The sequence below is a fragment of the Synechocystis sp. IPPAS B-1465 genome (assembly GCF_003015225.1).
GTDB lineage: Bacteria > Cyanobacteriota > Cyanobacteriia > Cyanobacteriales > Microcystaceae > Synechocystis.
The window spans coordinates 42,392-67,587 of sequence record NZ_CP028094.1 but is presented as its reverse complement, the minus strand read 5'-3'; the positions used below and the strand labels follow the sequence as shown (position 1 = coordinate 67,587).

The following is a 25,196-nucleotide window of genomic DNA, read 5'->3' as shown; positions in this document are numbered from 1 at the left end:
TGTCTGGGTGGTTTAATTTTGCCATTGTCGGAGCAATAAAACCGAGGGCAGGGGATGATTGTCACTAGTTTGTTATTAATGCATTTCCTGGTTATGTTGAGTGATCCTTTTTTACAACTTCCCACCCCTGACAGCGTTGAAGTCGTTTGGTTTACCGAATTTGCCGGGGACAAGCACTGGGTGCAGTGGGGCAAAGACCTGGAGCATCGCACCGGGGCCGACACTCAACAGTTGACCCGCACCAGGGAAGATGAATGGTCCTACACCTTCCAAACCTATGACAAGCTTTCTCTCCGACCCATTTGGCGACATCAAGCGGTGATAACTGGCTTAAGAGCTGGGGAGACTTTGCCCTATCAAGTTTTTAGCCAGGAGAGCCAACGCATACACCAGAGCGATATTTTTTCCCTGCAACCTAGTCCCCCTCCAGACCAGCCCTTAAAAATTTTGCTCACCTCCGACCATCAGTTAATGCCCATGGTGGCGGCCAATATCCAACAGGCGATCGCCGTTTATGGTGACTTTGACGGGGTGTTCCACGCAGGGGATATGGTCAACGTACCAGATCGGGCTTCGGAATGGTTTGACGATCGCCGGGGTAGATCCTTTTTTCCAGTGCTGCAGGGGCGGGCTTCAGTAACGTTGGGGGGGAAAATCTATCAGGGAGCGCAAGTGTTACAATCCACTCCCCTCTTTCCCTGCATTGGCAACCATGAAGTAATGGGGCGCAATTCCCCCAGCAAGGCGTTGCATTTGCAGTTTAAAGACGCTCGACCCCAGGCGATCGCCGAAGAAGAATACTTTGAGCGGCAGGATTTTGCTGAGCAGGAATACGACCCAGACCAAGCCGCCCAATGGATTGAAAACAATTCCTTTAACTTCCAAACCTATCAAGAAATTTTTTCCTTACCCCCCAGCCCAGCTCCACAAAAACAGTACTACGCCGTTACTTTTGGCAATATTCGTCTCATTTCCTTAATGGTCACCAATGTTTGGCGTTGCCCAGGGCACGCTTCGCGCACGCCGCAACAGGATTCAAGCACTGCAGGGCGTTACCAAGAAAGCAGTCAGCAGTTACATAAACCGGAAAATTGGGGCCATGGTCAGCATATTTTTGAACCCATTACCCCCGGTAGCAGGCAGTATGAATGGCTGAAGCAGGAATTGGCTGGGGAAGAATTCCGCCAAGCTCGGTACAAAATTGTGATGTTCCACCATCCTCCCCATAGTTTAGGAGGTAATGTTACTCCGCCCTATACCGATCCCCAGGCCTACGAAGAATACACCCCTGATGGTGTTATGGTGCATCGCCGTTACCATTACCCCAAGGGGGAAGATCAGATTATTAAGCACCTAATTCCCCTACTAGAAAATGCCGGAGTTCAGCTAGTTTTTTATGGCCATTCCCATCTTTGGAATCGTTTTGTTAGTCCTGGAGGAATGCACTTTTTAGAAACATCCAATGTCGGTAACAGTTATGGCGCCCATTTAGCTGATAATCCCCGCTCCCTACCGGATTTTATTGATCCTAACAACGACTTCCCCGTGGGCAATCCCAATGGCTTATCGCCCATTACTCCCACCATTGCGCCTTTGCTCAATTCCGATGGCAAACCATTACCCTACATTGCCAGCAATAAAATTACTGTTTTTAGTGTACTGGAAACCGATGAAGATAATGCAGTGATCAAAAGCTACTATTTTGACAGCAGTGCAGATAATAACAATATAGTTTTATTTGACCAATTTCAACTAAAATAAATCCAGCACGTCCTGTTTATTTTTTTAGCATTGTAATCAATTTTGCTAATCAATGACATACATATCTGTCGCCATAACTCATCGTTTGCGGGCCACATAAAACCCATAACTGAACCAATTTTTAAATCGGCTGTATAGATCCATTTCTCGGCGTTCCATTTTTATTAGTTCCTCTGCTTCTAGGTCTCCCCTATGGCGCTTAAGGAAGTCATGTATTCGCTCTTCAACTGGCGTATAGTAACTGTCTAGCCAGTTTGTTGATGGAAGAATGAAATATCCAATTAGGTCGTAGCCTCCGTGCTCAAGAATTGCAATTTTCTCAGAAGCAGTGGCGATTTCGGGGTATTCCGTGTTCCAGTGTTGTCTAATTTCCTCCGGGGGAAGGGGATTCAGCCAGGTGATTTCTGAAACCGCAAGCACACCACCCGTTTTTAGCATGGGCTTCCAGCACTCAATCCCCTGAGCAAAGCCTAAATTATAGATCGCTCCCTCAGACCAGATGAGGTCCAACGATTCATCTGCAAACGAAAGTTTGTCCATTGATTCTGTAAGTGTCTCGATTTTTTCGGAGTAACCCATTACCTTTGCTCTTGTGGACAAAACATCAAGAAATTCTGGAAAAATATCAATGGCAGTAATTTGTGCATTTTGCAGTTTACTTGCTAAAACCAAAGTCGATGCTCCAGTACCACAACCGATGTCAGCGACCTGAAGTTTTGCCAACGGATCAATTCGAGTTAGTTCGAGGGCTCGTAGAGTTTCGGTTTCGCTTCCTGGCCCTTGGCGTGCTCCATCCTGGTGCAAATCCATCATCAGGGCCAATAATTTTTCCTGATTCATTTCGTGAGCTGTGCCCCCAATTAATTTAATGCCAGAAAAAGTACCTTTCAGCCTAGTACTTGTCGCTATCGATTAGAGCCCATTACCAGTGTTTAGCTCAAGGTCAGGTAACCAAGGTAAGTCCACTATGCCAGGTTCATAGCCAAGTTGCTTGATCAGGGTTGTTACTTGGCCACGGTGGTGGGTTTGATGATTAAACATATGGGTGACCAGCACCCAGGTGGGCATGATGCGAGTTTTGTTGTCTATGTTGCTGGTGTATTCAAAAGGAGCTTCTAACCATGGGGATGATAAGTTCTGGGACCAGTGTAAAATTTCTTGGTCCATTGCCCTTCTCTCGGCCCATAGCGCTTCAAAGTCTTGGTAAAGTTCCTGGCCAATACTTTTTGATGTCAAAGATTGTTCTGTAAATCTGCCCAGCCATGCTTTGTCTCCATACAAAATATGATTTAAGGTTCCATGGATTGATTTAAAAAAAGCACCTAAATCTTTTTTTCGCATACCATCGGGAATTTCGGCACAGACCCCATAAATTTTCCCATTGACCCATTGGTTGTATTGGGCCATTAGCTCGAAATAATTTTTTGTTTGCATATTAATTGATTCTTTTGATGAAATAAATTTATCAATGCTTCACCGCACCAAATGCAGCAAAGCAAGAGTTTTTATGCAGAAGATCAACCGCATCAAAGCCAACGGAACGGAGCAAATCAAGCTGGTAAGTAACGGGTCGGGGAGAATCTTCACGGTCAATGTAGCCGAACACCTTGTCCCGATATTCCGCACCACCAAGGGAGACCAAATAGTCGCCGTACCGGTCCCACATCATTGCTTGGACGGCGGGTTGCTCATGGGAAACTAAATCGGTGATCCAAACGCTACCACCGGGGGCAAGTAAATTGTAAATTTTCTGAAAAGCTTGTCGCCAGTCTTCGTCATCCCGTAAATGGTGCAACACGGCCGCTGCAATGAGCACATCGTAGGTGGAGTTTGGCAGGCTTACTGAGCGAAAATCCCCCTGTATGGTACGGACTAAACCCCTATTTAATTGCTGGACCCGTTCCGCCGCTTTCATCAGCATGGGTGCGCTTAGATCAAGTAGGTCAACATTGAAATCATAGTTGGCAGATTGACGCAATCGAAGGGTGTTGTTACCAGCACCACAGCCAATATCTAGTACGTGGCGAATATTCTTAGTGCAGGAGATAGCCGCCTCGGTAATTAGGGACATCGCTAGGGGAGCATCAATGGTTGTCGCCTGGCCAGTTTCGAGGGAAGAAAAACGGGCCACATCTTTATCAAAACGGGAACGGATGTCTTCAATGGTTGACTTTTTTTCAAGGGGTGTGGTCATGGTGATGGCGGAAAATGCGGGGATAGGGAATTTGCCATTTCTCACTCTGGCTGAACCGGGGCAAGATATTGCTGGCTTTCCGATCGCCCGAGACGTTGAACGTAGCGATTAAACTGCCAGGTGCTGGCCGCAATTACCACTGTTTGGGTGAGAATCGTTAGAAAAAAGAGGGGCGTTTGAAAGCTAATTCCTTCCACCAGGGCAATGGACGGCAGCGGACTAAACCACATCACGGTGCTTTCCTTAATTCCCGCGCCGATGGCGATCGCCAAGGGAAGAACCACCATCACCACCACAGACAAAATTAATACCAGGAGACGGGGAAAACGCATCCGCAGCAGACTCCACTGGACCAAGGTAGCAAAAGTAAAATTCCACAACAAACCCATGGTCAAGGCCACCACTATGCCGCCGAGGGGAATGGGAAACCCCGCCGGTGCTGGTGCTAGCCAGGGCAACAATAACACCATGGGCAAGGTTAAAAGGGCGGTGCAGCAAAGATTAATGGCGATCGCCCCTTGGGGAGGACTATGGTCAGCAACTAGATTTTGCCAGCTCCAGGTGCGGTACTGCCGGGGGGCTTCGTGGCGATAGCGACTCCAATCCCGTAAATAGTTAATTTGGGGGCACAGGGCCAGGGTCAAACCCAAAAAGAAGCAACAAAGGGTCAATTGCCAACTGGCCAGGTTCAACAACAGTGAATCCAGATAATCACCTTTTACGTAGCTCTGCAGTAAAAAGCCATTGGCGATCGCCACTAGGGACAGGGTTACCCCCACGCTTTGAACTTTGCTCCAGGCAGTGCTGAGGGGACGACGGAAGCGACGGCGTAATACTTGGGCAATCCAATAGGTCCCCACGGCGAAATTAGCCACCATAAACCCCATACCCAGGGGAGCCGACCGAAATAAATCCCAACCATACCAGCGCAATTGGTCTAGTTCATTGGGGCCGAGGTAACCAACGGTGGTTATGGGCAAAAAGGTGGAGCGGACTAAATAAATTAGGGCTTTACCGGGGTAAAACAGAGACAACCAAGACAGGAAAAATGGCTCCCAGTCGTTGTCTTGCATAATTAAGGTCGTTGCAATCAGCGTCCCCACCCCACACAAACCGGCGATCGCCGCGCTTTTAGAAAGGGAATAACTTTTTGCATTACTGCTTAAACCAATCCAGAGGGCAATGTGGAAAAAGAAGGTTGCTCCAGCCAGCACCACCGCGTAGTAACCCGCCAATAGAAGCAAGGAAATGCCCGCCCCCCCAGCGGCGACTATATGGAGAGGCAAAAGGGTGAGCAAAAATCCATACAGCAAACTAGGCACCCCCAGCATTTTGCCCCAGATGAAATTGCCCTCGCCCTGGGGACTAAGGCGAATAAAATTTAAAGTGCCCCGTTGACATTCCTTTTGTAAATCGGCCACCAGCAAATAAACCCCCGCCACCAGCAATAAAGCCAGCCCGGCCAAGCTCAAAAAAGCGAAGCCATCCAGCCACCAAAGCCGCCAATTAATTTGTAGTTGTCCCAATAAATCCTGGGTGCAAACAAAAATGCCTCGGCTATATTCCCAATCCGGTGGGGTGCCCAGACAGTAGCGACTAAATTGCTCGCCAGCGGGGTTGAGGGGATACAGTACGGGAATTTCTCCGGTGCGAAAAAATACCATCACACCCTGGAAAATTACGCTAACCAACAGCAACCAACGGACCTTAGTAGCAGTGAAACGGCTTTTGAGTTCCCGGTACAGTTGGGGATACCAATCCCCCAGGCGATCGATATGGGTAGAGAAAAAATTAATCATGGCAGTGACGGCGAAGTGGGGCAGGAAAAAGCAAAAAATTAAGTCAATCAGTTGTTAGTCAAATCCTAATTAATCCCCCATTTGCTCAGTAAAGCACCGATAGCAGTGAGGGTAAGTAATTTCAATCAGCTTCTTAATTAAGCAAATAATTCTGATTGGAAACAGCTTTCAGTTGTCAAATAAATCTCAGATAAATGGAAAATAAATCAACTAGACAGAGAGAGATTTAGTGATGAATAAATTAACGGTAATTTGAGAAGAAAATAGTTAAATTATCAGTCTTAACCAGGGCAGAACAGCCGTTGATACTGTCAAGAAACCTGTTGATGTCCTAGTTTGAGGAAAATACTTTCTAAATCCTCCTGTTGACAATGGAATTGACTGACTCGACAACCAGCATAGATCAAATTTCTGAGCAGGTTGGCGCTGTCTTCCGGGGAACCAGAAAAAATCACAGAGCAGTGGGTACCTGGGGCGGAATTTGGCTGATCTCCCTGGTCATAGTTTATCTGCCAATCCTCCACACCGGGTTGATTCTTCAGGCAATCCTGCAATTGCTCTACTCCCTCCAATAGGAAGATGGAGATAGTGCGCTGCCCCAGCCGGTTATATAAATCTGCCAAAGTGGTACTTTCCACCAAACAACCTAGTTCCATCACCCCGATCGCCGTGCAGAGTTCAGCCAGGTCACTGAGCACATGGGAGGAAATCAGAATGGTCATGCCAGCGGCCTGCAACACCCGAATAATGTCACGAAATTGTTGCCGAGCGAGGGGATCCAGCCCGGAAACCGGCTCATCCAGCAGGAGTAAAATGGGCTCATGGATAATGGTGCGGGCCAAACTTAACCGTTGTTTCATCCCCCGGGAAAGACTGTTAATGCGGCTGTGGCGCTTACTGGTTAGTTGCACTAGCTCCAACACTTCCTGGATGCGGTGGCGACGGCCAGGATTTTTCAAATGATATAACCGGGCAAAGTAATCGAGATAATCCCAAACGTTCAAGTCTTCATAGAGGGGATAATCGTCCGGCAAATAGCCCAAATATTGTTTGATGCGTAAATTGTCTGCCCCCGCTACCAGGCGATCGCCAAATAAATAAATTTCCCCCTTGGTGGGTTCTTCCGCAGTGGCCAACATACGGATTAGGGTAGTCTTCCCCGCCCCATTGGGACCCATCAGACCGTACACGGCACCCTCCGCAATGCTTAAATCCACATTGGTCACCGCCCCCTGGCGATCGAAACGTTTGGTCAAACCTTGGGTAACCACAGCGGCCTTGGTTTCAGGGGTTAATTCCATGGGGGACACAGTGAAAAAGTGTGGGTGAATTGATCATAGTCCAACCACCGATTACCAATGATTAAAGCCAGCCAGTTTCACCCCTTGTCAAACATGGTAGTTATCTTTTTTAGTTGAGACGCATACCAAACTTGGTAACACCGGGAAAATCAATCTTAAATTGTTCCCAGAAATAATCTTTGTAAAAGGTTTGGTAAGGTTTAAACCCCACAGATTCATAGGTATGGCGGGCTCTGTCATTGCCATTGATTACCATAATGCCAGCAAATTCATGGCCCTGTGATCGCCCTTTGGCCAATAAAGCCCTTAGTAACGCTTTGCCAAAACCTTGGCCCCGGGCCTCCGGTAATACGGCCACATTTTCGATAATCCAGGTTGCCTGGGGTGTGAGAAACAATGGCCGTAAATTCCCTCCCCAAAGCCCCACATAATGCTCACGAAAACCCTCTAGGGTTTCTTCTCCCCAGTTCAACTCCTTGGCGATCGCCCCTAGCTGGGATAGGCATAATGGACAGTAATCATCCGTCCCTGGTACATATCCGGCGGCGGCCGCAACTGGTTGGCCCCCAGCTTCCAAAATCAGAAAATCCGGCACATTGCCCCAATTGCAAGCATCAGCCTTTAGTTCCGCCTCGATAAACTGCAATGCGGTGGTGCCAGTACCATCCAACAAATCGTCCCAAAAGCAGTGATTTAAAGGTGGTAGGGAAGCCTCGTACTCAATCCTAGCCAGAAATGGAATGTCAGCAGTGGTTGCTTGACGGGTATTTAGCGTGGTTGACATCACGACCCCTTGGGGAAAGTTTTGCGTAAAAGATACAATCTGTATGTATCTCAAAAGTAGGGGAAGTTTTTTTTCTTGTCAAGATACATACTGTCTGAATGTTAAATCCATCCACCATGCCGGCTAAGTTAACCAAAGCAGAACAAACTCGACGCACTCGCCGCGCCATCCTTGACCGGGCCCGTCACCTGTTTGCCACCAAGGGGTACGCCGCCACTGGCACCGAAGAAATTATCAGTGAGCTAGCCATTACCAGGGGAGCTTTATATCATCAATTCGGGGACAAGCGGGGGCTGTTTAAAGCTGTCATCGTCGAGGCCTACGAAGAAATCACCGACTATATCCAAACGAAAGTTCAACCCCTAGATAATAATTGGCAACAGTTAATCGTCGGCTGTCGAGCATTTCTGGAAGTTGCCCAGCAGGATGAACTGCGGCGCTTGGTATTTGTGGAAGCTCCCGCAGTTTTGGCAGCGGATGACCTGACCGAAATTGATCAATATGGCTTTGGTTTGCTCCATGGGTCGATTCAGACCGCCGTTTCCGAAGGAGAACTTGACGCCGTCGATGCTGAGGGTTTTGCCCACTTGGTCAATGGTTCCTTGAATGAGTTGGCCGCCTGGGTAGCCCAGTCTAACGATCCAGAAAGGCTTACAACTGCCCAATGCTTGGTGGAAACATTACTGGTACGGCATCATCACTACGGTTAGTTTTTCATTCTTGGGCTAAAAAAAGCCAGGCCCATGACCCAAAATGGGTAGTGAACCAAATCTTTTACTTGACTAACTTAATCTTTTAATTTCCGGTGGCGATCGCCCCTTGGCCAGGGGAATTCTCCTCCAGTGCTTGCAAGGGAGGGGCAATATAGGAAAATACAATCAACTCGATCGCCGTCGAGCCGAAGTCGAGTAAAAACCGCTATCAGGAGCCTCTATGTACATCGTTCAAATTGCCTCAGAATGCGCCCCCGTCATTAAGGCTGGGGGATTGGGGGATGTTATTTACGGCCTAAGCCGTGAATTGGAACTGCGGGGCCATTGCGTCGAGCTAATCCTACCCATGTACGATTGCATGCGCTATGACCACATCTGGGGTTTACACGATGCTTACCGCAACCTAGAGGTGCCCTGGTATGGAAGCTCAATCTTCTGTGATGTTTTTTGTGGCTGGGTTCACGGTAGGCTCTGCTTCTTCATTCAGCCCAAATCTTCTGATAACTTTTTCAATCGGGGTCATTATTATGGCGCTCTAGACGACCATATGCGCTTTGCCTTTTTCTCCAAGGCGGCCATGGAGTTTTTGCTACGCAGTAACAAACGCCCAGACATTATCCACTGCCACGATTGGCAAACGGGACTGGTGCCGGTGTTGTTGTATGAAATTTACCGTTTCCATGGCATGGACCATCAACGGGTTTGTTACACCATCCACAATTTCAAACACCAGGGTATTGCTGGAGCCAATATTCTCCACGCCACTGGGCTCAATAATGACAGTTATTATTTCAGCTACGATCGCCTGCAGGATAATTTCAATCCCAATGCGATTAACTTCATGAAGGGGGGCATTGTCTACTCCAACTATGTCAACACCGTTTCCCCCCACCATGCTTGGGAAGCCCGTTTTTCCGATATTTCCTGTGGCTTGGGCCATACCCTGGAAATCCATCAGCAAAAATTCGGCGGTATTTTGAACGGTTTGGATTACGAAGTGTGGAACCCAGAAATTGATCCTTTACTGGCGAGTAACTTCAGTGTCAAAACCTTTGGCGATAAGGCAAAAAATAAGCAAGCGTTACGGGAAAGATTACTGTTAGAAACGGATGATAAAAAACCCATGCTCTGCTTTATTGGCCGCTTGGATGGACAAAAAGGTGTGCACTTGGTGCATCACTCCATCTACTACGCCCTCAGCCAGGGAGCGCAATTTGTCCTGCTCGGCTCCGCCACCGAACCCAATCTGAGCAAATGGTTCTGGCATGAAAAACAACATCTCAACGATAACCCCAATGTCCATCTAGAGTTGGGCTTTGACGAGGAGCTGGCCCACTTAATTTACGGAGCGGCGGACATTATTGTGGTGCCCAGTAACTACGAACCCTGTGGTTTGACCCAAATGATTGGTCTGCGTTATGGGGCCGTTCCGGTGGTGCGGGGAGTAGGCGGTTTGGTAAATACTGTTTTCGACCGGGATTATGACCAGAACCATCCCCCGGAGAAACGTAATGGTTTTGTTTTCTATCAACCGGATGAGTATGCCCTGGAAACGGCCCTCAGTCGGGCGATCGCCTTGTATAAGGATGATCCCGTGGCTTTTAAAACCTTGGCCTTGCAGGGCATGGCCTACGACTACTCTTGGAATAAACCAGGGCTCCAATATGTGGAAGCCTACGAATACATCCGGGCTTAACACCTCGGGTTTGTAACAGTTTCGTTACACTAGTTCAGAGGCGGAGTCAAAGCAGTTGGTCAAAGCTTCGTTCAGTATTATCCGCACTTAGATAAATAACAACAACTTAAGCATTATGGGATTCTTCGATTTATTCGGTAAAAAAACTGCCATGGTTGCCCCCAATGAAGCATTACCCGGGCGATCGGCCACTATGCCCGTGCCAGATAAGCATTTTGTCAACGGCAATCCTCTCAAAGCTCCCTTTCCCCAGGGAATGGAAACGGCTCTGTTTGGTTTAGGCTGTTTTTGGGGAGCAGAACGCAAATTTTGGCAAATACCTGGAGTTTACAGCACCGCTGTTGGTTATGCGGCTGGTTATACCCCCAATCCCACTTACCAAGAAGTTTGTACGGGTATGACTGGCCATAACGAAGTGGTTTTAGTAGCCTTTGATCCCCAGCAAGTGAGTTACGACCAATTGCTCAAAGTCTTTTGGGAAAGCCATAACCCTACCCAGGGCATGCGCCAGGGCAATGATGTGGGTACCCAATACCGCTCTGGCATTTACACCTATTCCGAAGCCCAACAACAGGCCGCTTTGGCATCGAAGCAAGCCTATCAGCAAGCTCTGCAACAGGCAGGCTACGGGGAAATTACCACGGAAATTTTACCAGCCCCGGATTTTTATTACGCTGAAGACTATCACCAACAATATTTGGCGAAAAACCCCAATGGTTACTGCGGTTTGGGGGGCACTAATGTGGCCTGCCCCATTGGCACAGAAGTTTCCCTGGGAGCTTAGTTAGGTTGGCGAGCAAAATCCTGTTATTAGGTTCAGCGGGGCAAGTGGGACGAGAATTAGCCATTCCTTTGTCCTGTTTTGGTTCAGTGCAAGAAGCAACTAGGGCTAGCTTTGATTTGGCCCAGCCGGATGTCTTAGGGGAGAAAATTCGTGCTTTTGCCCCGGACATTATTGTCAACTCCGCGGCCTATACTGCTGTGGACAGGGCCGAAACAGAACCGGAATTAGCCTACGCAGTTAACGCCCTTGCTCCCCAGGCGATCGCCAAAGTGGCCAAGGAAATCGGTGCCTATGTGGTGCATATTTCCACTGACTATGTGTTTGATGGTAGCCAGAGTTCTCCCTACCGAGAAACGGATGCCACCAATCCCCTCGGGGTTTATGGCCAAAGCAAATTCCAGGGGGAAATAGCCATTGCCGACAGTGGTTGTAATTTTCTTATTGTCCGCACTGCCTGGGTTTATGGAGTCCATGGATCGGGCAATTTTGTCAAAACCATGGTGCGTTTAGGCAAAGAACGGCAAAAAGTCAGGGTGGTGGCGGATCAAATTGGTGGGCCCACCTGGGCAAAGGATCTGGCCGAGGCGATCGCCGCTTTGACGGAACAACGGGCCCAGGGCATTTACCACTACAGCAACAGTGGGGTGGCCAGTTGGTACGATTTTGCCGTGGCTATTTTTGAGGAAGTTGAAAATCTAGGTATTCCCCTTAAGGTGCGTCAGGTGGTGCCCATTGCCACAGCTGCCTATCCCACCCCGGCCCGACGGCCAGCCTATTCTGTTTTATCCCATCAAAAAATAGTAGAAACTTTGGGTTCTGCCCCTCCCCATTGGCGGGCTTCGTTACGGGCCATGCTCCACCAAGCTATCAGTGAGGGGATTGTCTGATCCCAGCAAAACTAAACTCTGGCCGCTCCCACTGGTTCCGGTAATTGTTGGCGATAACGGTAATAGGCGGCACAGGCTCCTTCCGAGGAAACCATGGGAGCCCCCAAGGGTTGTTCTGGGGTGCAGATAGTACCAAAGGCTGGACAATCGCTGGGCTTCCGTTGTCCCTGTAAAATTTCCCCGCTAATACACACTGTTTCTCCCATCGTTGGGGCCATGGTTTGCAATAAATTGGCGAATTTAACTGCGGCATCCCAGGGGGCAAATGCTGGCCTTAAACCCAAACCGCTGGCCGGAATTAATCCCAAACCCCGCCAATGGCGATCGACTGGCTCAAACACTTGGTCAATAATTTTCTGAGCATGGGCATTGCCCTGGGGTTGGACCGATCGCCGATATTGATTGTTGCAGGTGAATTGTCCCGACTCCAGTTGGCGCACACAGGCAAAGATGCCCTGCATAATATCCACAGGTTCAAAGCCAGTGATGACAATGGGTACTTGGTATTTTTCAGCGATATGTTGATAGGCCCTTTCCCCGGTCACCGTACAGACATGCCCTGCCGCCAAAAAGCCCTGCACGAGGGAATTGGGATTGCCTAATAAAGCCTCCATAGCCGGGGGCACCAATACATGGGCGCAAAGTAAACTGAAATTGCTAATTCCCTGGGCCCTAGCTTGGTGGAGAGTCATGGCCGTGGCAGGGGCTGTAGTTTCAAAACCTACTCCGAAAAATACCACTTCCCGATTAGGATTCTCCCTGGCGATCGCCAAACAATCCAAAGGAGAATAGACAATGCGCACATCGCCGCCCTGGGCTTTAATGCTCAGCAAATCCGCCCCACTGCCGGGCACCCGCAACATATCGCCAAAGGAACAAAAAATGATCTCCGGTTGCTTAGCTAACCACAAAGCCTGGTCAATTAATTCCATCGGAGTGACGCACACAGGACAGCCGGGACCATGGATCAGAGTCAAATTCTTCGGCAACAAAGCATCCAAGCCATATTTGACAATGCTGTGGGTCTGGCCGCCGCAAATCTCCATCAGCGTCCAAGGTTTGGTTATCTCCCTGGCGATCGCCTGACGGTAATGGGCCACCGCCTGGGCATCCCGATATTCATCAACGTATTTCATGGCTAAAACTTGGCGAACTGATTCCAAGGTTAACGAAAATTTTCAGTAACAGTTCGTTTCGCCCAAATTAGAGGGTGTTGACAAAGTTTGAAAGTGATGTCAAATTTCCCTAGCCCTCCTCCATAAGAGGCCGATTCTTGACAAGTGCCCAGTCAAATGGGTAGTAAGGATAATTTTTTGAACTGAATAATGGCTCTTTGCCCACCCCCACCCTAGTTCGTTTTTTATTCCCCAGGCAATGGCTCCAAATAAGAAATTCAATTGCTAAAGTAGGAATGGAGAAATCTTATTTGAAGGGTTAGTTGGTGGCATCTTTAATATCTTTTTACGATAGAAAAATACCACGCTAAAATTCTCTCTTTTCCACTACCTTTTTCCTCCCATTCACCAGTTGGCTTAGTTAAAATGAACTTTGATCTTTCAAAGCTAAGTAGTATGAAAGTTGAGTCCTTGGTGCAGCAAGGGTTAGATACCATTCTTAACCGCCAAACCAAAGCCGAAGCTTCATCTGTAGACAAAGTTAGTTTGATCAAAAAATCCTTGGATCAAAAAGGGGAATTATACCGACTGCCTCCCAGCCATGAATTTACCATTGCCGCTTTCCAAGTACGCTATCAAACTTCCGTTGGTTCTATTCTTATTACCCTAGATAACCTGCGGGAATTCAATAAAATGTTAGACCAAGAAATTTTACAAGAAGCGAGCAAAGGTTATCTCCGCAAAGCAGACCGATATATTCGTCAAAAACGCAATGTTGATATCACCAAATACACCCACCGCATTAAAGCTTATCGGGTTAACCAAGCCAAAGCAAAAATTCTTACCTGGATTATTGACTGGGACTTTCATAAGCAATCATCGGACGAAAGTTCCTATGGGAGCGGCACTGCTAGGGCGTTAATGCAAGAATTGGCAGTTGCCTTCCTTGATCATCCCATCGCCAAGAATAGTAGGGGAGATTATTTAGACGCCATCATGACCCTCAACTGGGTCACGGAAATTTTACACGCAGCCAAACCCTTCTATAGCCACAGTCAAATTACCCACAAAATTATCTACCATCACAACTCGGATAGCTAGCGGGCAATGGGCTCAACAGTTATTGCTAAAAATCTGATCTAAATTGCTTTAATTATTTGATTGTCTGACTAATTTATGACCGACCACACTGGAAAAATTGTAGTTTCAACCACCCATCAACAAAATTATCCCAATATTAAGAGCTATAGCAAAAAGTGAGTTATTTGGGACAGTTTCAATTTCAAAATGCTTATTCCGAGAAGGTTTCAGTGACTGTTGGTTCTAACCGTCTTGATCTTCGCTATAGTTTCTAAAGTAAAAATTAAGAGGTATAGTCATTTCAATTAACGATGAGAGAATTTAATGTAAAATTATGGAGTGTACAAAATGAACAGGTTTAAACAATGGCTTACAGTTTAGATTTAAGGCAAAGGGTAGTAGCTTATATAGAAGCTGGAGGAAAAATAACTGAGGCTTCCAAGATATATAAAATAGGAAAAGCCTCGATATACAGATGGTTAAATAGAGTAGATTTAAGCCCAACAAAAGTAGAGCGTCGCCATAGGAAATTAGACTGGGAAGCTCTAAAAAAAGACGTAGAAGAAAATCCCGATGCAAGATTGATAGACAGAGCCAAGAAATTTGGAGTGAGGCCGAGTGCCGTATATTACGCATTAAAGAAAATGAAAATAAACAGAAAAAAAAAAGAACTACGTTATCGAGAAAGAAACCGGGAGGAACGAGTTAAGTACTATAGAATGTTAAGAGAACTAATTAAGCTCTATGGTAGTCAAGCTATAGTTTACATAGATGAATCTGGATTCGAAGCAATCCAGGCTTGTATTTATGCCTGGTCAAAAAAAGGAAAAAAAGTTTATGGAGATAGACAAGGAAAAAGGGGAGTCAGAGAAAATCTAGTAGCAGGGAGAAGAAAAGGAAAAAAAGATTTGATTGCGCCGATGGTTTTTACCGGGAGTTTGAATGCAGAAGGCTTTGAAGGATGGTTAAAATTATATTTGCTACCCTCCCTCGACATTCCATCAATATTAATAATGGATAATGCTCCTATTCATCGTAAAACTGCCATTAAAGAATTGGCTAAAGAAGCAGGTCATGAAGTTCTTTTTTTGCCGAAATATTCTCCTGATTTAAATGATATTGAGCATGACTTTAGTGCCTTGAAACGAGCTAGAATGTACGCTCCTATTGACACGTCTCTTGATGAAATTATCCGTTCTTACTGTGGCGTTTAGCGTCTCAGCTTTATTTGAAACTACTATAATACGAGAAAGCATTATACGGATGAGGACACCATAAATCATTGCTTCACTTATTTCGGTATAAAGTTCGCAATCCTTGTTTAATCGCCGATAGCGATTTAACCAACCAAAAGTACGCTCTATCACCCAACGCTTGGCTAAAAGTTCAAATTCTTTGGATGAACGCTTAACGACCCCAATTCGCACTGAATCTCCACACAATTGCCTCATTGCCCAAGCAAAATTTTCCTCTCAATACCCTTGGTCTACATAGACCACCTCCAGTGAGGAGAAATGCTTGTGAAACTCTCAAAAATAGATTTCTTCTATCCTCTTTTCTTTATATTTTTTTTAGAAATCACTTCTGAGCTGTTGTCACCTGGGGCAAATCCTGGGGATCAAAATAATTCCTTTTGCCGTAGGGCGCTAGGGCTTTGAGCACTTCCCGGCCGTAACTGCGGGAATTGACCCGGTCATCCAAGATAGCTAACCAACCGCCGGACTCTCGTAGGGGTAACACTGCCTGCTGTAAATCTTTCAATGCCACTGGTAGTAAATAGTCCCGGAACCAGTCTTGATGGTGGCGTTTGTGGTGTTGTACTCGTTTGGCCACCAGGGGATTTTCCAGGGAAGGAATGGGCAAAGTGCCCAGAATTAGCAGGGCCGGCGGGGGAAACTTTTCTCTTTGAGCACACCAATATTGCCAGCCCGCCACCAAAATACCAGGAGCAAAGTTGGGGGTCGGTTCCACTTTCACTCCAGAGCCTAATTTGGCCGCTAGTTGACTGCCTAATTGGGCTTTGAGCGGTAAATCGTCAAGCAAAATCACCACAAAGGTGTCCGGTTGCACCGCCATGATTTCTGTCAAAATGCGTTCGATTTCCGTTAGCAAAGTGGTTTGGAAGGCTGGGGTATTGGGTAAGGGTAGGCGATCGGGGAGGTAAATGGTTAACGCATCCTGGAGACGGTGGGGAGAAAACTTTAAGCAGAGTAAATTTCCCAAACCCAAAGTTTTGCAATAGGTGGGGGCGGTTTTCTCAGCGTCTAAAAAACTGCCGATGAGGACAAAGGCGGCTTGATCGCTGTCTTGGCCTCCATCAATAAAATCTCCCTGACCTTGATCGGAGCTTTGCCAAATCGGCTGTAGCCAGGGCTGTACATTGACCGGACTGACGTGGAGACTGATTCTGCCCTGCTGTCGGTCCACTTCGGCCCAGAGGAGATGGTTATCGGTTTGTTCTTGCCAAAACTGCCAAAACTGCTGAATTTTCTGAATATTTTCTTGCTTAATGGCATTTTCACCCTGACTAATCGTCAACTGTTCCGTTACCGCCTGATTTAACTCCTTTAATTCTTCTCCATCCAAGGGATAAAAACCATGGGGGTTGATGGGGCGGGCAAAGAGGGACTGACTGAGGCGGCTCCAATGGGTTAGAACTTGGTCTTGGCCCTGGGGAGTTTGGGCAAAAAGGGGTTGGAGGGTGTTCCAATCTAGGTGATGGGAAAGAAAATCCCTGGTCCAATCTTCTAAATGTTCTACCTGCTCGATCGCCGTTAAGGCGGGGGCAATATGGGGCAATGGCCCTAAATTCTCTTGTAGCCATTGGTCAGGCGTAACAATTTCCGGCCAGGTGATGACCAAATCGGGATCATTACTTTGTAGGGCCATTTGCAAAGCGGGCAAAATAGCCGTTTCCAAATCTTGCTTACGTTTGGGGGTGGTGACCAGGCGAATGGGCTGATCACTAAGTAAACAGGGCAATAGATAACTGGGGCCGTAGGTGGGGGGCAAACAACCAGTTTGAATCAAGGCCGATCGCCGTAGTCGCAGGGCCCGGGATACCAAACGACCCATGGTTAACGAATGGGGCCAGGGGGGAATGGTTTGTTGGCGCTGTTGGGCTTTGAGCAGGTGGTGAACTTGGGTTTCGAGTAGTCCCATGGGGGTGTTTTTTCGGCCACTACCGGGATCTATGCCATGATGGGGAGTTAACGAAATTAATGTCATTAAGGTAAAAAAACATGGCTGAAATTCAATTTTCCAAGGGAGTTGCAGAAACCGTTGTCCCAGAAGTGCGCCTCAGCAAGTCGAAGAATGGGCAGTCCGGCATGGCAAAATTCTATTTCTTGGAACCGACAATTCTAGCGAAAGAAAGCACCGATGATATTACCGGCATGTATTTAATCGACGACGAAGGGGAAATTATCACCAGGGAAGTAAAGGGCAAATTTATCAATGGCCGTCCTACGGCGATCGAGGCCACGGTGATCCTCAATTCCCAACCGGAATGGGACCGTTTTATGCGCTTTATGGAGCGCTACGGCGCAGAAAATGGCTTAGGTTTTTCCAAATCTGAATAATTTTTCAATTTTTCATCCTCCTCGGTGACGATGCGGCAGTCCCTTTCCCGATCTTCCCAGCCCAGTCAGACCTGGCCCTACTGGTATCTGGTGCCCATTTATCCCTACAGTCAAAGGCAAACTTTGGTGCGGGAAGTGGTACCGGACACTATCTGGGTGTTGGAGCAGGTACAGGGAATTTTTTATGTGGTAGTACCCATCCGCATGACGGTGGTGCGCCTGAACACGGGGGGATTGCTAATTTACTCTCCCATTGCCCCCACGGCAGAATGTTTGCAATTGTTGGGGCAACTAACGGCCAAATATGGCCCAGTGAAGTATATTATCCTACCCACCATTTCCGGGTTGGAACATAAGGCTAATGTACCGTCTCTAGCTCGCCATTGTCCAGAAGCAACGGTCTATGTAGCCCCAGGCCAATGGAGTTTTCCCCTTAATTTACCTCTCAGTTGGTTGGGATTTCCAGGCGATCGAACGAAAATTTTGCCCGCTGATAGTAGCGAAACTCCCTTTGCCGGGGAATTTGATTACGCTTACCTCGGGCCGTTGGATTTACGCCTGGGCAAGTTTGGCGAAGTGGCTTTTTTCCATTGGTCTAGTCATACTTTACTGGTGACGGATACCCTGTTGGTTTTGTCGGAAAATCCCCCCCCGGTCTTGGAACTAGACCCCACTCCCCTAATGTTCCATGCCAGGGATAAGGCTGGCGATCGCCCGGAAGATAATCTCGCCAATCGAGCCAAGGGGTGGCAACGCATTTGTTTATTTGCTCTCTATTTCCAAGCTAGTACCCTAGAAGTACCTAATTGGAACCAGGTGTGGCAAGAAGCAAAACAAGTTGGCGATCGCCGTCGGGAAAATTATTTTGGTTTGTACCCATTTCGGTGGCGCAGGGATTGGCAGAACACTTTTCAAACCCTGTGGGGCGGCGGCAAAGTACGGGTGGCTCCCATTTTGCAAGAGCTAATTCTCAACCGGGAACCGGAAGCCGTATGGCAATGGGTAGAAAAAATTACTAGCTGGCCGGTGGAAACCCTCATTCCCTGTCACTTTTCTGCCCCAGTGGCTACCAATGGAGAGCAAATCCGCCAAGCCTTTAGCTTTTTACAAAAGTCTTTCTCTGACAATGAAGAGTCATTACCCCAAGAAGATCGGCAAATTCTGCAACGCATTGACCAATTCCTGGTACGTTGGCGCATCACCCCACCACCGACTAGTAAACGTGAATAAACTATAAAAAATTAGCGAGGATTTACAATGAACTACAGAAACTACATTACGATTGAACCCAATAAACGAGGAGGTAAACCTTGTGTGCGCGGTTTACGTATCACTGTTTATGAAGTACTCGAATATTTAGCGTCTGAGATGACTGAGGCGGAAATTCTCGAAGATTTTCCAGATTTAACTAAAGAAGATTTGAAGGCTTGTATTGCTTATGCAGCCGACCGTGAACGTCGATTGATGATTTCTCCCCTGTCTGCATGAAATTATTGTTTGACGAAAATCTCTCTCCTAAATTGCCCATTCAATTGGGCGATCTTTTTCCTAATTCCCTTCATGTGCGAAATGTTGGAATGGAGGCAACAATTGATCCTATCGTTTGGGATTATGCAAAAAATAATGACTTAATGATTGTCTCTAAAGATGCAGACATGCACGATCTTAGTCTGGTGTTTGGTAGCCCTCCCAAAGTTATTTGGCTTCGATTAGGAAACTGCTCTACTTCACAGGTTGAAAATTTACTGCGTCGAGAATTTAGGATGATCCAATTATTTTATGAAGATAAAAATTCGTCTTTGCTTGCTCTTTCATGGCCAGATTAGTACATAGTTCTCAACCAACAATTCCACGAATAATAAATCATTCTCTATAATGAGATATAAGGTGGATCTAGAAAGTCCATTTTACCCTCATTATTTGTATGTTATCCGCCCAAGGAGAATCTGCATGGATCCAATAAAAGACAGCCATAAGATTTTTAAAGGTCTTGCAGAAAAATATGGAAACAAGAATATATCTAATAGAGTTCAAGTCGCAGATTTTTTTAAAGATCTTCTTGAAGCAACAGGAGGTTTAATAATTGTTGATTTTTTAGACATGGAAAACTGGGATGTTATTGAAAGTTTTTCCTTTGATGAAAAATCAGAGATTCTTACCCTTGTATGGCATGATTTCAGAAAGCTAGTCGAAACAGAGAGGCGGCGTGAGCTTAGGCAGTCCTTGTTTCCCGCATCTTTATATTCATGTGCATTACAAATAAATACAATTCTTCCAGTGCCAGCAAAAGAATCAGCCTTGTTTATAATAAATGGGTATGCAAAAACATCAAAAGAAATAAAAAATTTGTATAGATTTGGTACAGATGAGATTGAGATATATGACAATGGTTTCTTTAAGAAGAGAGTTATTCGAAAAGTTAGTGGTCACTACGAGGTAATAGACTTCCATTGTACTCCACTCTATTCGCTAGTAATGATGCCAAAAGCTTCTGGAATATCATCCGCTCATTCCAAGAGATTTTTGTACTGGAAGAATGTTCATGTAGCCTTGATACGTATTAGAAAAATCCTAGATTCTTTCGATGAAATTGATGAATTCTCCCATGATGAAGTATCAGAAAAGGTCAATTCTGTGAGAAGAGCTATGGAGTACCTTCTTAAGGTTGAGTGTTGTTCAAAAGGTCTTAAAATATCTAAGGAATATTCTCAAGTCTTCCTTGGTGATCTAATTGCAATAGTTAAGTATACGCGCGAAAGTCACATTAGAGATTTACTTGCAAAAGTAGCAAAATTTTCTAATGAATTTTCTCATGATACCGGCAAAAAAACGATTTCAACAAAGGAAAATTTGCCGTTATATTGGCTTGTGTATATGCAACTTTAGTTGAAATTGAGCATCGTCTTATTTATATCGAATAATTAGATGTTATCTAACTCTTATTTAGCCCGATCGCCAATTTCGTCGGCAGGTTTGCCATGGCGATCCCATAGGTAATTCCTCGTTAGACTTTCCGCAGTGAATCTCCAGACCATTAATTAGAGTGCGAGTTGCCCAGGCCATAGCCTTGACTGAAGTCTCATCATGGACTTAGAAATAGAGACTAAAAAACAATATTTTTTCCCATCATTTCCCGATTAAACTGAGCTGGAGTGCCAGAAAAAACAATCCTTCCAGCTTCTAGCAAAACGATCGTATCAGCCTGCTCTATGACCGATGGACGATGGGAAACTACCAAGCAAGTGGGGGTGTAAACAGCAGAATGACGTTGGTGCCCAGTGCTAAATAGGCGCCGCCATAGTTTTTGTTCAGTTTCCAGATCCAGAGCGCTGGAAAGGTCGTCAAACACCAGTAATTCCGGTTGACGAACGAGCATCCTGGCCGCCGCTACCCGTTGTTTCTGGCCACCGGAAAGTCGAACTCCCCTTGTTCCTACTTGGGTATCAAGACCCTTGGGCATCAGAGCCAAATCCTGCTCAAAAACAGCGGTGGCGATCGCCTGGTTTAATTGCTCCGGTGAAACATCATCTGCTAGTCCCAGCAACAAATTTTCTCGTAGAGAAGTGCTGAATAATTGGGGAATTTGGGGAGTGTAGGCGGCCCGAGGCGGAACGAAGAAAGTCGCTGGTTCGGCAATTTCCAAGCCATTCCAAATAATTTTGCCTGATTGTTTGGGCAGTAGCCCTAGTAGCGTGCGAATTAGGGTTGTTTTACCTACCCCCACCCGTCCCGTAATTACCGTCAAACTGCCCCGTTGTAAGCTAAAGCTGATATCAGCAATGCCATTGTCACTGCCTGGATAATGGTAAACTAATCCTTCTACTCTTAGTTCTTGTAAAGGATCGGTTTGGGCTGGGGTTGAGAGGGGAGGTAAGGCCGGTTGGGAGCCCAAAATAGGTTTGAGATAGAGATGATGGGGATAGGTGAGGGGAAAGGAGGTGGGATTAACTGTGCTAGGAGAAGGGCATTCACCACCGTTGACTAAAACTGCCATGCGCTCAAAGGAGACTTCACTTTGTTTCACAGAAGCAAGAAAAACCCCAAAAAAAGCTAAAAAATCACTCACAAAAGAGAGGTAGTAAACAAAGAGGGTAAAATCTCCCACAGTGAAGTTACCTTGGGGACCAAGACTTTGGGCCGCTAAAAGTAAAATTAGTCCGGTACCAATGCTGACAGTATTTTCAAAGCCGGAATTGAGGATGGCATTAAAAACCTGGTCTCGCACCATTAAACGACGGCGGAGATCGCCTCTTTTTCTTAGTTCCTCTAACATTTCAGTTTCGGCCCCGGCCACCTTGATGGCCTGCACAGCGGTAAACATCTCCCCAATGAATCCGGTTACCTGTTGAGTTCCATGGCGACTGGCTCGGCGATAACGTTTCAGGCGATGCTCAGCGTGGTGGGCCAGGGCAGTGATTAGACATAGGGGCACAAAAACCAGTAAGGTCATTTCCCTGTTGACGCTCAACAGTAGGGCCACGGAAACCACCGCAAACACCCCAGCGGCAAAGATTTCATTAGTGCCCACCACTGTGTCTTCAATCTGTAGAGCATCATCGCGAAAATAGCTCAGCATTTCCCCAGGGGAAACCTTCTGGCCGTCCACTGCTCCGCTGGCTAGTTCTGCCCCAGGGCGATGCAATAATCCCTGGAACAGGTTGTGGCGCACCAATCCACTCATCAAAAAGCGGTGTTGGGTTTTTGTGATCCGCCCAGTAAAAATTGCCGCCATTCTGCCTAGTCCCACCGCTAAAAATAGGCCAATCCAGACCCAGGGAGATTCCTTAATTTGGGTTTGGCTGGTTAAGGTGTCAAAAAACTGACGAATTAGCAGTCCCGGTACTATGGGTATTCCCAGAATAAATAGCCACAATATGGTATCCAACCAATAAAGTTTCTGGGCATAGCGGATCATCTGCCAAAGCAGTTGATAGATAGGTGGCATAGAAGCAAAAAAATTAAGACATAGGGGTTAAAAAGTGTGGGTAAAAAGACTTGGGAATACAGCTAGGGGGCAGGGGGAATGCGGGCAACCCGGCAAGAACGCAATCCTTCGGGGAGTTTGTAGGCTGGAACCATGCCGTCTTCGCTGTCGAGGTAAAGTTCAGCGGCGCTGATTAGATCTTTACCGCCATTGATTGGATCTAAATCCCCGAAAAGGTAGGTGGGTTTATGGGTGCCCACATAGGCGATCGCACAGGGTCTGTCACAAATACATAAACAGGAAGTGGTCTCAATTTTTAGTTCATCTTTGCGTACCCATCTTTGATGTAATTCTTGAAGCTTATTTAGCAAACAAATACCGTCTGTTGGGGAATTAGAATTGTCATTTTCTGCCTTAGCACCACAAGCCTTACAAACCACTAAAATATGCTTTGCCATGGGGTTAATTTTCTCCAAGAAGGTATTTATATAGGTCGTCGAGGATGGCATTAGCGGCGATCGGTCCACTGCCAATCCAATAGCTTGGTACTTCGTACACTTTGCCTGCCTTTACGGCCCTCAGTTGACCCCAGAGGGGATCTTGCTGTAGTTGTTGCAGTCGTTTTTTCGCTTCCTCATTGCCCTGGGGAGTGTTTTCCCCTGTCCAAAGAAAAATCACATCTCCGTCGGCTTGCTCCAATACTTCACGGCTAATTCTGGTTTGGATAGGATTGCCAAATTTTTGTTGGGCTTCCACCGCACTAATATTCTGGGAAGGGGGACGAGCTAAACCCGCATCCTGCAGCACTGTACCGGCAAATGAGTCCTTCAGGTATAAGTTAATGCCATCGGGATAGAGGCGAATGACGGAAACTTGCAGATTATCAAGGCGATCGCCCATTTGAGTGCGAAAATCCGTCGAGCGAGCTTGATAGGCGGCCAAGGCTGACTGGGTGGCGGCCTGCCGGTGGAGAGCATTGCCCACGGAAGCAAAAACCTCTTTCCACTGTCCACTATGTTCAAAAGGAAACAGCACTGTCGGCCCAATCTGGCTAAGTTGGGGGTAAATACTTTGGTGGGAATCTAGCCCCACAATCAAGTCGGGATTTGTTCCCAAAATTGCTTCTAAATTGGGTTGTTCCCCCTTGCCAATATTTTGAATATTTTCAGCATTGGTCATTAGGGCTGGCAGTTGGGCCTGAAAATTGCTGGGCACTGTGGCGATCGGCTCCAGGCCAAGGGCGATCGCATATTCAAAGGCGGCTCCATCTAAGGTAACGAGACGATCAATGGTTTTTGGGACACAGGCTTGATCCTCAGGCTGGTTAACGATGACGCAATCTTCAGAATTTTTTACTGCTTCCCGTTGAGAGGGATTTTGACAGGCCACCACTAACATCAGGAGCAGTTGGGCAAAAACAAAGAAAAGCCATTGGTTTTTTAACAATCGTAATGTCAATCTACTAACCCTCGTTTTACCGACAACTTGAGTAACTGAGCAAAGCGCAAGCGGGGAATGCCATACTTCCTCCCCTATCCCCGATCCAAAATCAAAACCTGATCTGTTTTGTTTTATACTCCATTGCCAGGAACCTCCAACAGATACTGCTCCACGTCATCCAATACCCAGTCCGCTGCCAGAGGACTATTACCAGCCCCCCAATAGTGCCCCACCGAATACACTCGGTTTTTCTGCACCGCCCCAAGGGACTGCCAGAGGGGGTCGGTGTCCAAGCGTTCTAACTGGGCCTCGGCGGCGGCAGCAATTTGTGGAGTATGACCAAAAGTGAACAGAAAAATTACATCTCCATCAGCTTCGGTCATCGATTCTCTGCTAATGGACTTTGCAAAGGGCGGTTGGTCTGGAGTTCCTTGATCCTGAGACGGGGGACGAGCAAAGCCTAAATCAGCCAAAATGGCCCCGCCGAAGCAATTCTTCAGATATAAACTCATCTGTCCCGACTCGGCCCTAATCCGTACCAAGGAAATCTGTAGAGGGGAGTCACTAACTTGGGCCCTCAACTTATTTACACGCATTTGATACTGCTCCAGCACCTTTTCCGCTTGGGTTTCTAAGCCCAGTACCTGACCATCGAAACGGAATGGACGTTGCCAGTCAGCGGGGGTTTGCATCTCAAAGGCAACAGTGGGGGCGATCGCCGATAATTTGTTATAAATGCCTTTCATTTCCCAGACGGCCCCGATAATCAAGTCAGGCTGTAGAACCGCTAGGGTTTCTAAATTGATCTGACTACTCTGTCCTAAACGGGGCACATTGGGAATTAAACGGGTTATTTCGGGTAAAAGATTGCTGGCCACCCCAGCGGGCATCATCCCCAAGGCTAGTAAATTACCCACCGTGGCACCATCTAGGGCCACCACTCGACGCGGCTCCAGGGGCACACAAGTTTTTCCCAAGGAATGCTCGACAATCCTGCAATCTACGGACAATAACTCTGTAGATTGATCCAGATTTTGTGAGGTGCTACCAACACAGGCAGAAAAAAATACAATCGTCAGGATTGTTAGTGTAAATAGTCTAAATCTACGACCCGATCTGTGCATTCTAAAATGTTGT

Annotated in this window: 25 protein-coding genes; 12 read left to right on the top strand and 13 right to left on the bottom strand. The window is 46.8% G+C overall.

What is annotated here, in order from left to right; all coding sequences use genetic code 11:
• Positions 1-54: 54 nt before the first annotated feature.
• A complete protein-coding gene (locus tag C7I86_RS00280; protein ID WP_010871261.1) occupies positions 55-1,761 on the top strand; it encodes a metallophosphoesterase in 1,707 nt (568 codons plus the stop codon).
• A gap of 78 nt (positions 1,762-1,839) precedes the next feature.
• Here the strand turns inward: C7I86_RS00280 and C7I86_RS00275 are convergent, their stop codons facing one another.
• The 6 genes from C7I86_RS00275 to C7I86_RS00250 form a co-directional block, all read right to left on the bottom strand.
• Positions 1,840-2,601, bottom strand: coding sequence for a class I SAM-dependent methyltransferase (locus tag C7I86_RS00275; RefSeq protein ID WP_010871260.1), 762 nt, complete (start codon positions 2,599-2,601; stop codon positions 1,840-1,842).
• A gap of 72 nt (positions 2,602-2,673) precedes the next feature.
• On the bottom strand, positions 2,674-3,195 hold the full coding sequence (locus tag C7I86_RS00270) for a DinB family protein (RefSeq protein ID WP_010871259.1): 522 nt from the start codon (positions 3,193-3,195) through the stop codon (positions 2,674-2,676).
• A 31-nt stretch (positions 3,196-3,226) separates the two neighbouring features.
• Entirely contained in the window at positions 3,227-3,955 is a 729-nt protein-coding gene (locus C7I86_RS00265) for a class I SAM-dependent methyltransferase (protein ID WP_020861347.1), read from the bottom strand.
• Positions 3,956-3,996: 41 nt separating this feature from the next.
• Complete coding sequence (locus tag C7I86_RS00260) at positions 3,997-5,754, bottom strand: hypothetical protein (RefSeq protein ID WP_010871257.1); 1,758 nt, start codon at positions 5,752-5,754, stop codon at positions 3,997-3,999.
• A 311-nt stretch (positions 5,755-6,065) separates the two neighbouring features.
• On the bottom strand, positions 6,066-7,064 hold the full coding sequence (locus C7I86_RS00255; RefSeq protein ID WP_010871256.1) for an ABC transporter ATP-binding protein: 999 nt from the start codon (positions 7,062-7,064) through the stop codon (positions 6,066-6,068).
• A gap of 100 nt (positions 7,065-7,164) precedes the next feature.
• Positions 7,165-7,839, bottom strand: coding sequence for an N-acetyltransferase (locus C7I86_RS00250; RefSeq protein WP_020861345.1), 675 nt, complete (start codon positions 7,837-7,839; stop codon positions 7,165-7,167).
• Between the two features lie 98 nt (positions 7,840-7,937).
• Between C7I86_RS00250 and C7I86_RS00245 the strand changes: the two genes are divergently transcribed.
• The 4 genes from C7I86_RS00245 to rfbD all read left to right on the top strand — a co-directional run bounded on the left by C7I86_RS00245 (position 7,938) and on the right by rfbD (position 11,919).
• On the top strand, positions 7,938-8,549 hold the full coding sequence (locus tag C7I86_RS00245) for a TetR/AcrR family transcriptional regulator (RefSeq protein WP_010871254.1): 612 nt from the start codon (positions 7,938-7,940) through the stop codon (positions 8,547-8,549).
• Between the two features lie 223 nt (positions 8,550-8,772).
• Complete coding sequence (gene glgA, locus C7I86_RS00240; RefSeq protein ID WP_010871253.1) at positions 8,773-10,248, top strand: glycogen synthase GlgA; 1,476 nt, start codon at positions 8,773-8,775, stop codon at positions 10,246-10,248.
• A 115-nt stretch (positions 10,249-10,363) separates the two neighbouring features.
• Complete coding sequence (gene msrA, locus C7I86_RS00235; protein WP_010871252.1) at positions 10,364-11,032, top strand: peptide-methionine (S)-S-oxide reductase MsrA; 669 nt, start codon at positions 10,364-10,366, stop codon at positions 11,030-11,032.
• A gap of 5 nt (positions 11,033-11,037) precedes the next feature.
• Positions 11,038-11,919, top strand: coding sequence for a dTDP-4-dehydrorhamnose reductase (gene rfbD, locus C7I86_RS00230; RefSeq protein ID WP_014407064.1), 882 nt, complete (start codon positions 11,038-11,040; stop codon positions 11,917-11,919).
• A gap of 11 nt (positions 11,920-11,930) precedes the next feature.
• Here rfbD and hypD read toward each other — a convergent pair whose 3' ends face one another.
• Positions 11,931-13,055, bottom strand: a complete 1,125-nt coding sequence (gene hypD, locus C7I86_RS00225) for a hydrogenase formation protein HypD (protein ID WP_010871250.1) — start codon at positions 13,053-13,055, stop codon at positions 11,931-11,933.
• Between the two features lie 435 nt (positions 13,056-13,490).
• Between hypD and C7I86_RS00220 the strand changes: the two genes are divergently transcribed.
• Together C7I86_RS00220 and C7I86_RS00215 are read left to right on the top strand one after the other, a co-directional pair.
• Positions 13,491-14,135 carry a hypothetical protein gene (locus tag C7I86_RS00220; RefSeq protein WP_223211318.1) on the top strand — a complete coding sequence of 215 codons (645 nt, stop codon included), beginning with the start codon at positions 13,491-13,493 and terminating at the stop codon, positions 14,133-14,135.
• A gap of 344 nt (positions 14,136-14,479) precedes the next feature.
• Positions 14,480-15,328 carry an IS630-like element ISTcSa family transposase gene (locus C7I86_RS00215; RefSeq protein ID WP_010871248.1) on the top strand — a complete coding sequence of 283 codons (849 nt, stop codon included), beginning with the start codon at positions 14,480-14,482 and terminating at the stop codon, positions 15,326-15,328.
• Here C7I86_RS00215 and C7I86_RS19480 read toward each other — a convergent pair.
• A complete protein-coding gene (locus C7I86_RS19480) occupies positions 15,224-15,565 on the bottom strand; it encodes a transposase (protein ID WP_071822643.1) in 342 nt (113 codons plus the stop codon). The two genes, C7I86_RS00215 and C7I86_RS19480, sit on opposite strands and share 105 nt — an antisense overlap.
• Positions 15,566-15,692: 127 nt before the next feature.
• Positions 15,693-17,342, bottom strand: a complete 1,650-nt coding sequence (locus C7I86_RS00205; RefSeq protein WP_010871247.1) for an ATP-dependent DNA helicase — start codon at positions 17,340-17,342, stop codon at positions 15,693-15,695.
• Positions 17,343-17,356: 14 nt separating this feature from the next.
• Here C7I86_RS00205 and psb28 point away from each other — a divergent pair, with 14 nt between their 5' ends.
• The 5 genes from psb28 to C7I86_RS00180 all read left to right on the top strand — a co-directional run bounded on the left by psb28 (position 17,357) and on the right by C7I86_RS00180 (position 20,581).
• Positions 17,357-17,695 (top strand): photosystem II reaction center protein Psb28, encoded by a 339-nt coding sequence (psb28, locus tag C7I86_RS00200; RefSeq protein ID WP_010871246.1) that lies wholly within the window; start codon positions 17,357-17,359, stop codon positions 17,693-17,695.
• Between the two features lie 24 nt (positions 17,696-17,719).
• Complete coding sequence (locus tag C7I86_RS00195; RefSeq protein ID WP_010871245.1) at positions 17,720-18,925, top strand: DUF4336 domain-containing protein; 1,206 nt, start codon at positions 17,720-17,722, stop codon at positions 18,923-18,925.
• Positions 18,926-18,952: 27 nt separating this feature from the next.
• Positions 18,953-19,183, top strand: coding sequence for a DUF433 domain-containing protein (locus C7I86_RS00190; RefSeq protein WP_010871244.1), 231 nt, complete (start codon positions 18,953-18,955; stop codon positions 19,181-19,183).
• Entirely contained in the window at positions 19,180-19,521 is a 342-nt protein-coding gene (locus C7I86_RS00185; protein ID WP_010871243.1) for a DUF5615 family PIN-like protein, read from the top strand. Before C7I86_RS00190 ends, C7I86_RS00185 begins: the two co-directional genes overlap by 4 nt.
• A 124-nt stretch (positions 19,522-19,645) precedes the next feature.
• Positions 19,646-20,581: a hypothetical protein gene (locus tag C7I86_RS00180; RefSeq protein WP_020861343.1), complete on the top strand. Its 936-nt coding sequence runs from the start codon at positions 19,646-19,648 to the stop codon at positions 20,579-20,581.
• A 217-nt stretch (positions 20,582-20,798) separates the two neighbouring features.
• Here C7I86_RS00180 and C7I86_RS00175 read toward each other — a convergent pair whose 3' ends face one another.
• From C7I86_RS00175 to C7I86_RS00160, 4 genes are all read right to left on the bottom strand, one after another.
• A complete protein-coding gene (locus C7I86_RS00175; protein WP_010871241.1) occupies positions 20,799-22,640 on the bottom strand; it encodes an ABC transporter ATP-binding protein in 1,842 nt (613 codons plus the stop codon).
• Positions 22,641-22,702: 62 nt separating this feature from the next.
• Entirely contained in the window at positions 22,703-23,077 is a 375-nt protein-coding gene (locus C7I86_RS00170) for a DUF1636 family protein (RefSeq protein WP_020861341.1), read from the bottom strand.
• A 4-nt stretch (positions 23,078-23,081) separates the two neighbouring features.
• Positions 23,082-24,077 (bottom strand): iron-siderophore ABC transporter substrate-binding protein, encoded by a 996-nt coding sequence (locus C7I86_RS00165; RefSeq protein WP_020861340.1) that lies wholly within the window; start codon positions 24,075-24,077, stop codon positions 23,082-23,084.
• A gap of 113 nt (positions 24,078-24,190) precedes the next feature.
• A complete protein-coding gene (locus tag C7I86_RS00160; protein ID WP_223211317.1) occupies positions 24,191-25,021 on the bottom strand; it encodes an iron-siderophore ABC transporter substrate-binding protein in 831 nt (276 codons plus the stop codon).
• Between the last annotated feature and the right edge of the window lie 175 nt (positions 25,022-25,196).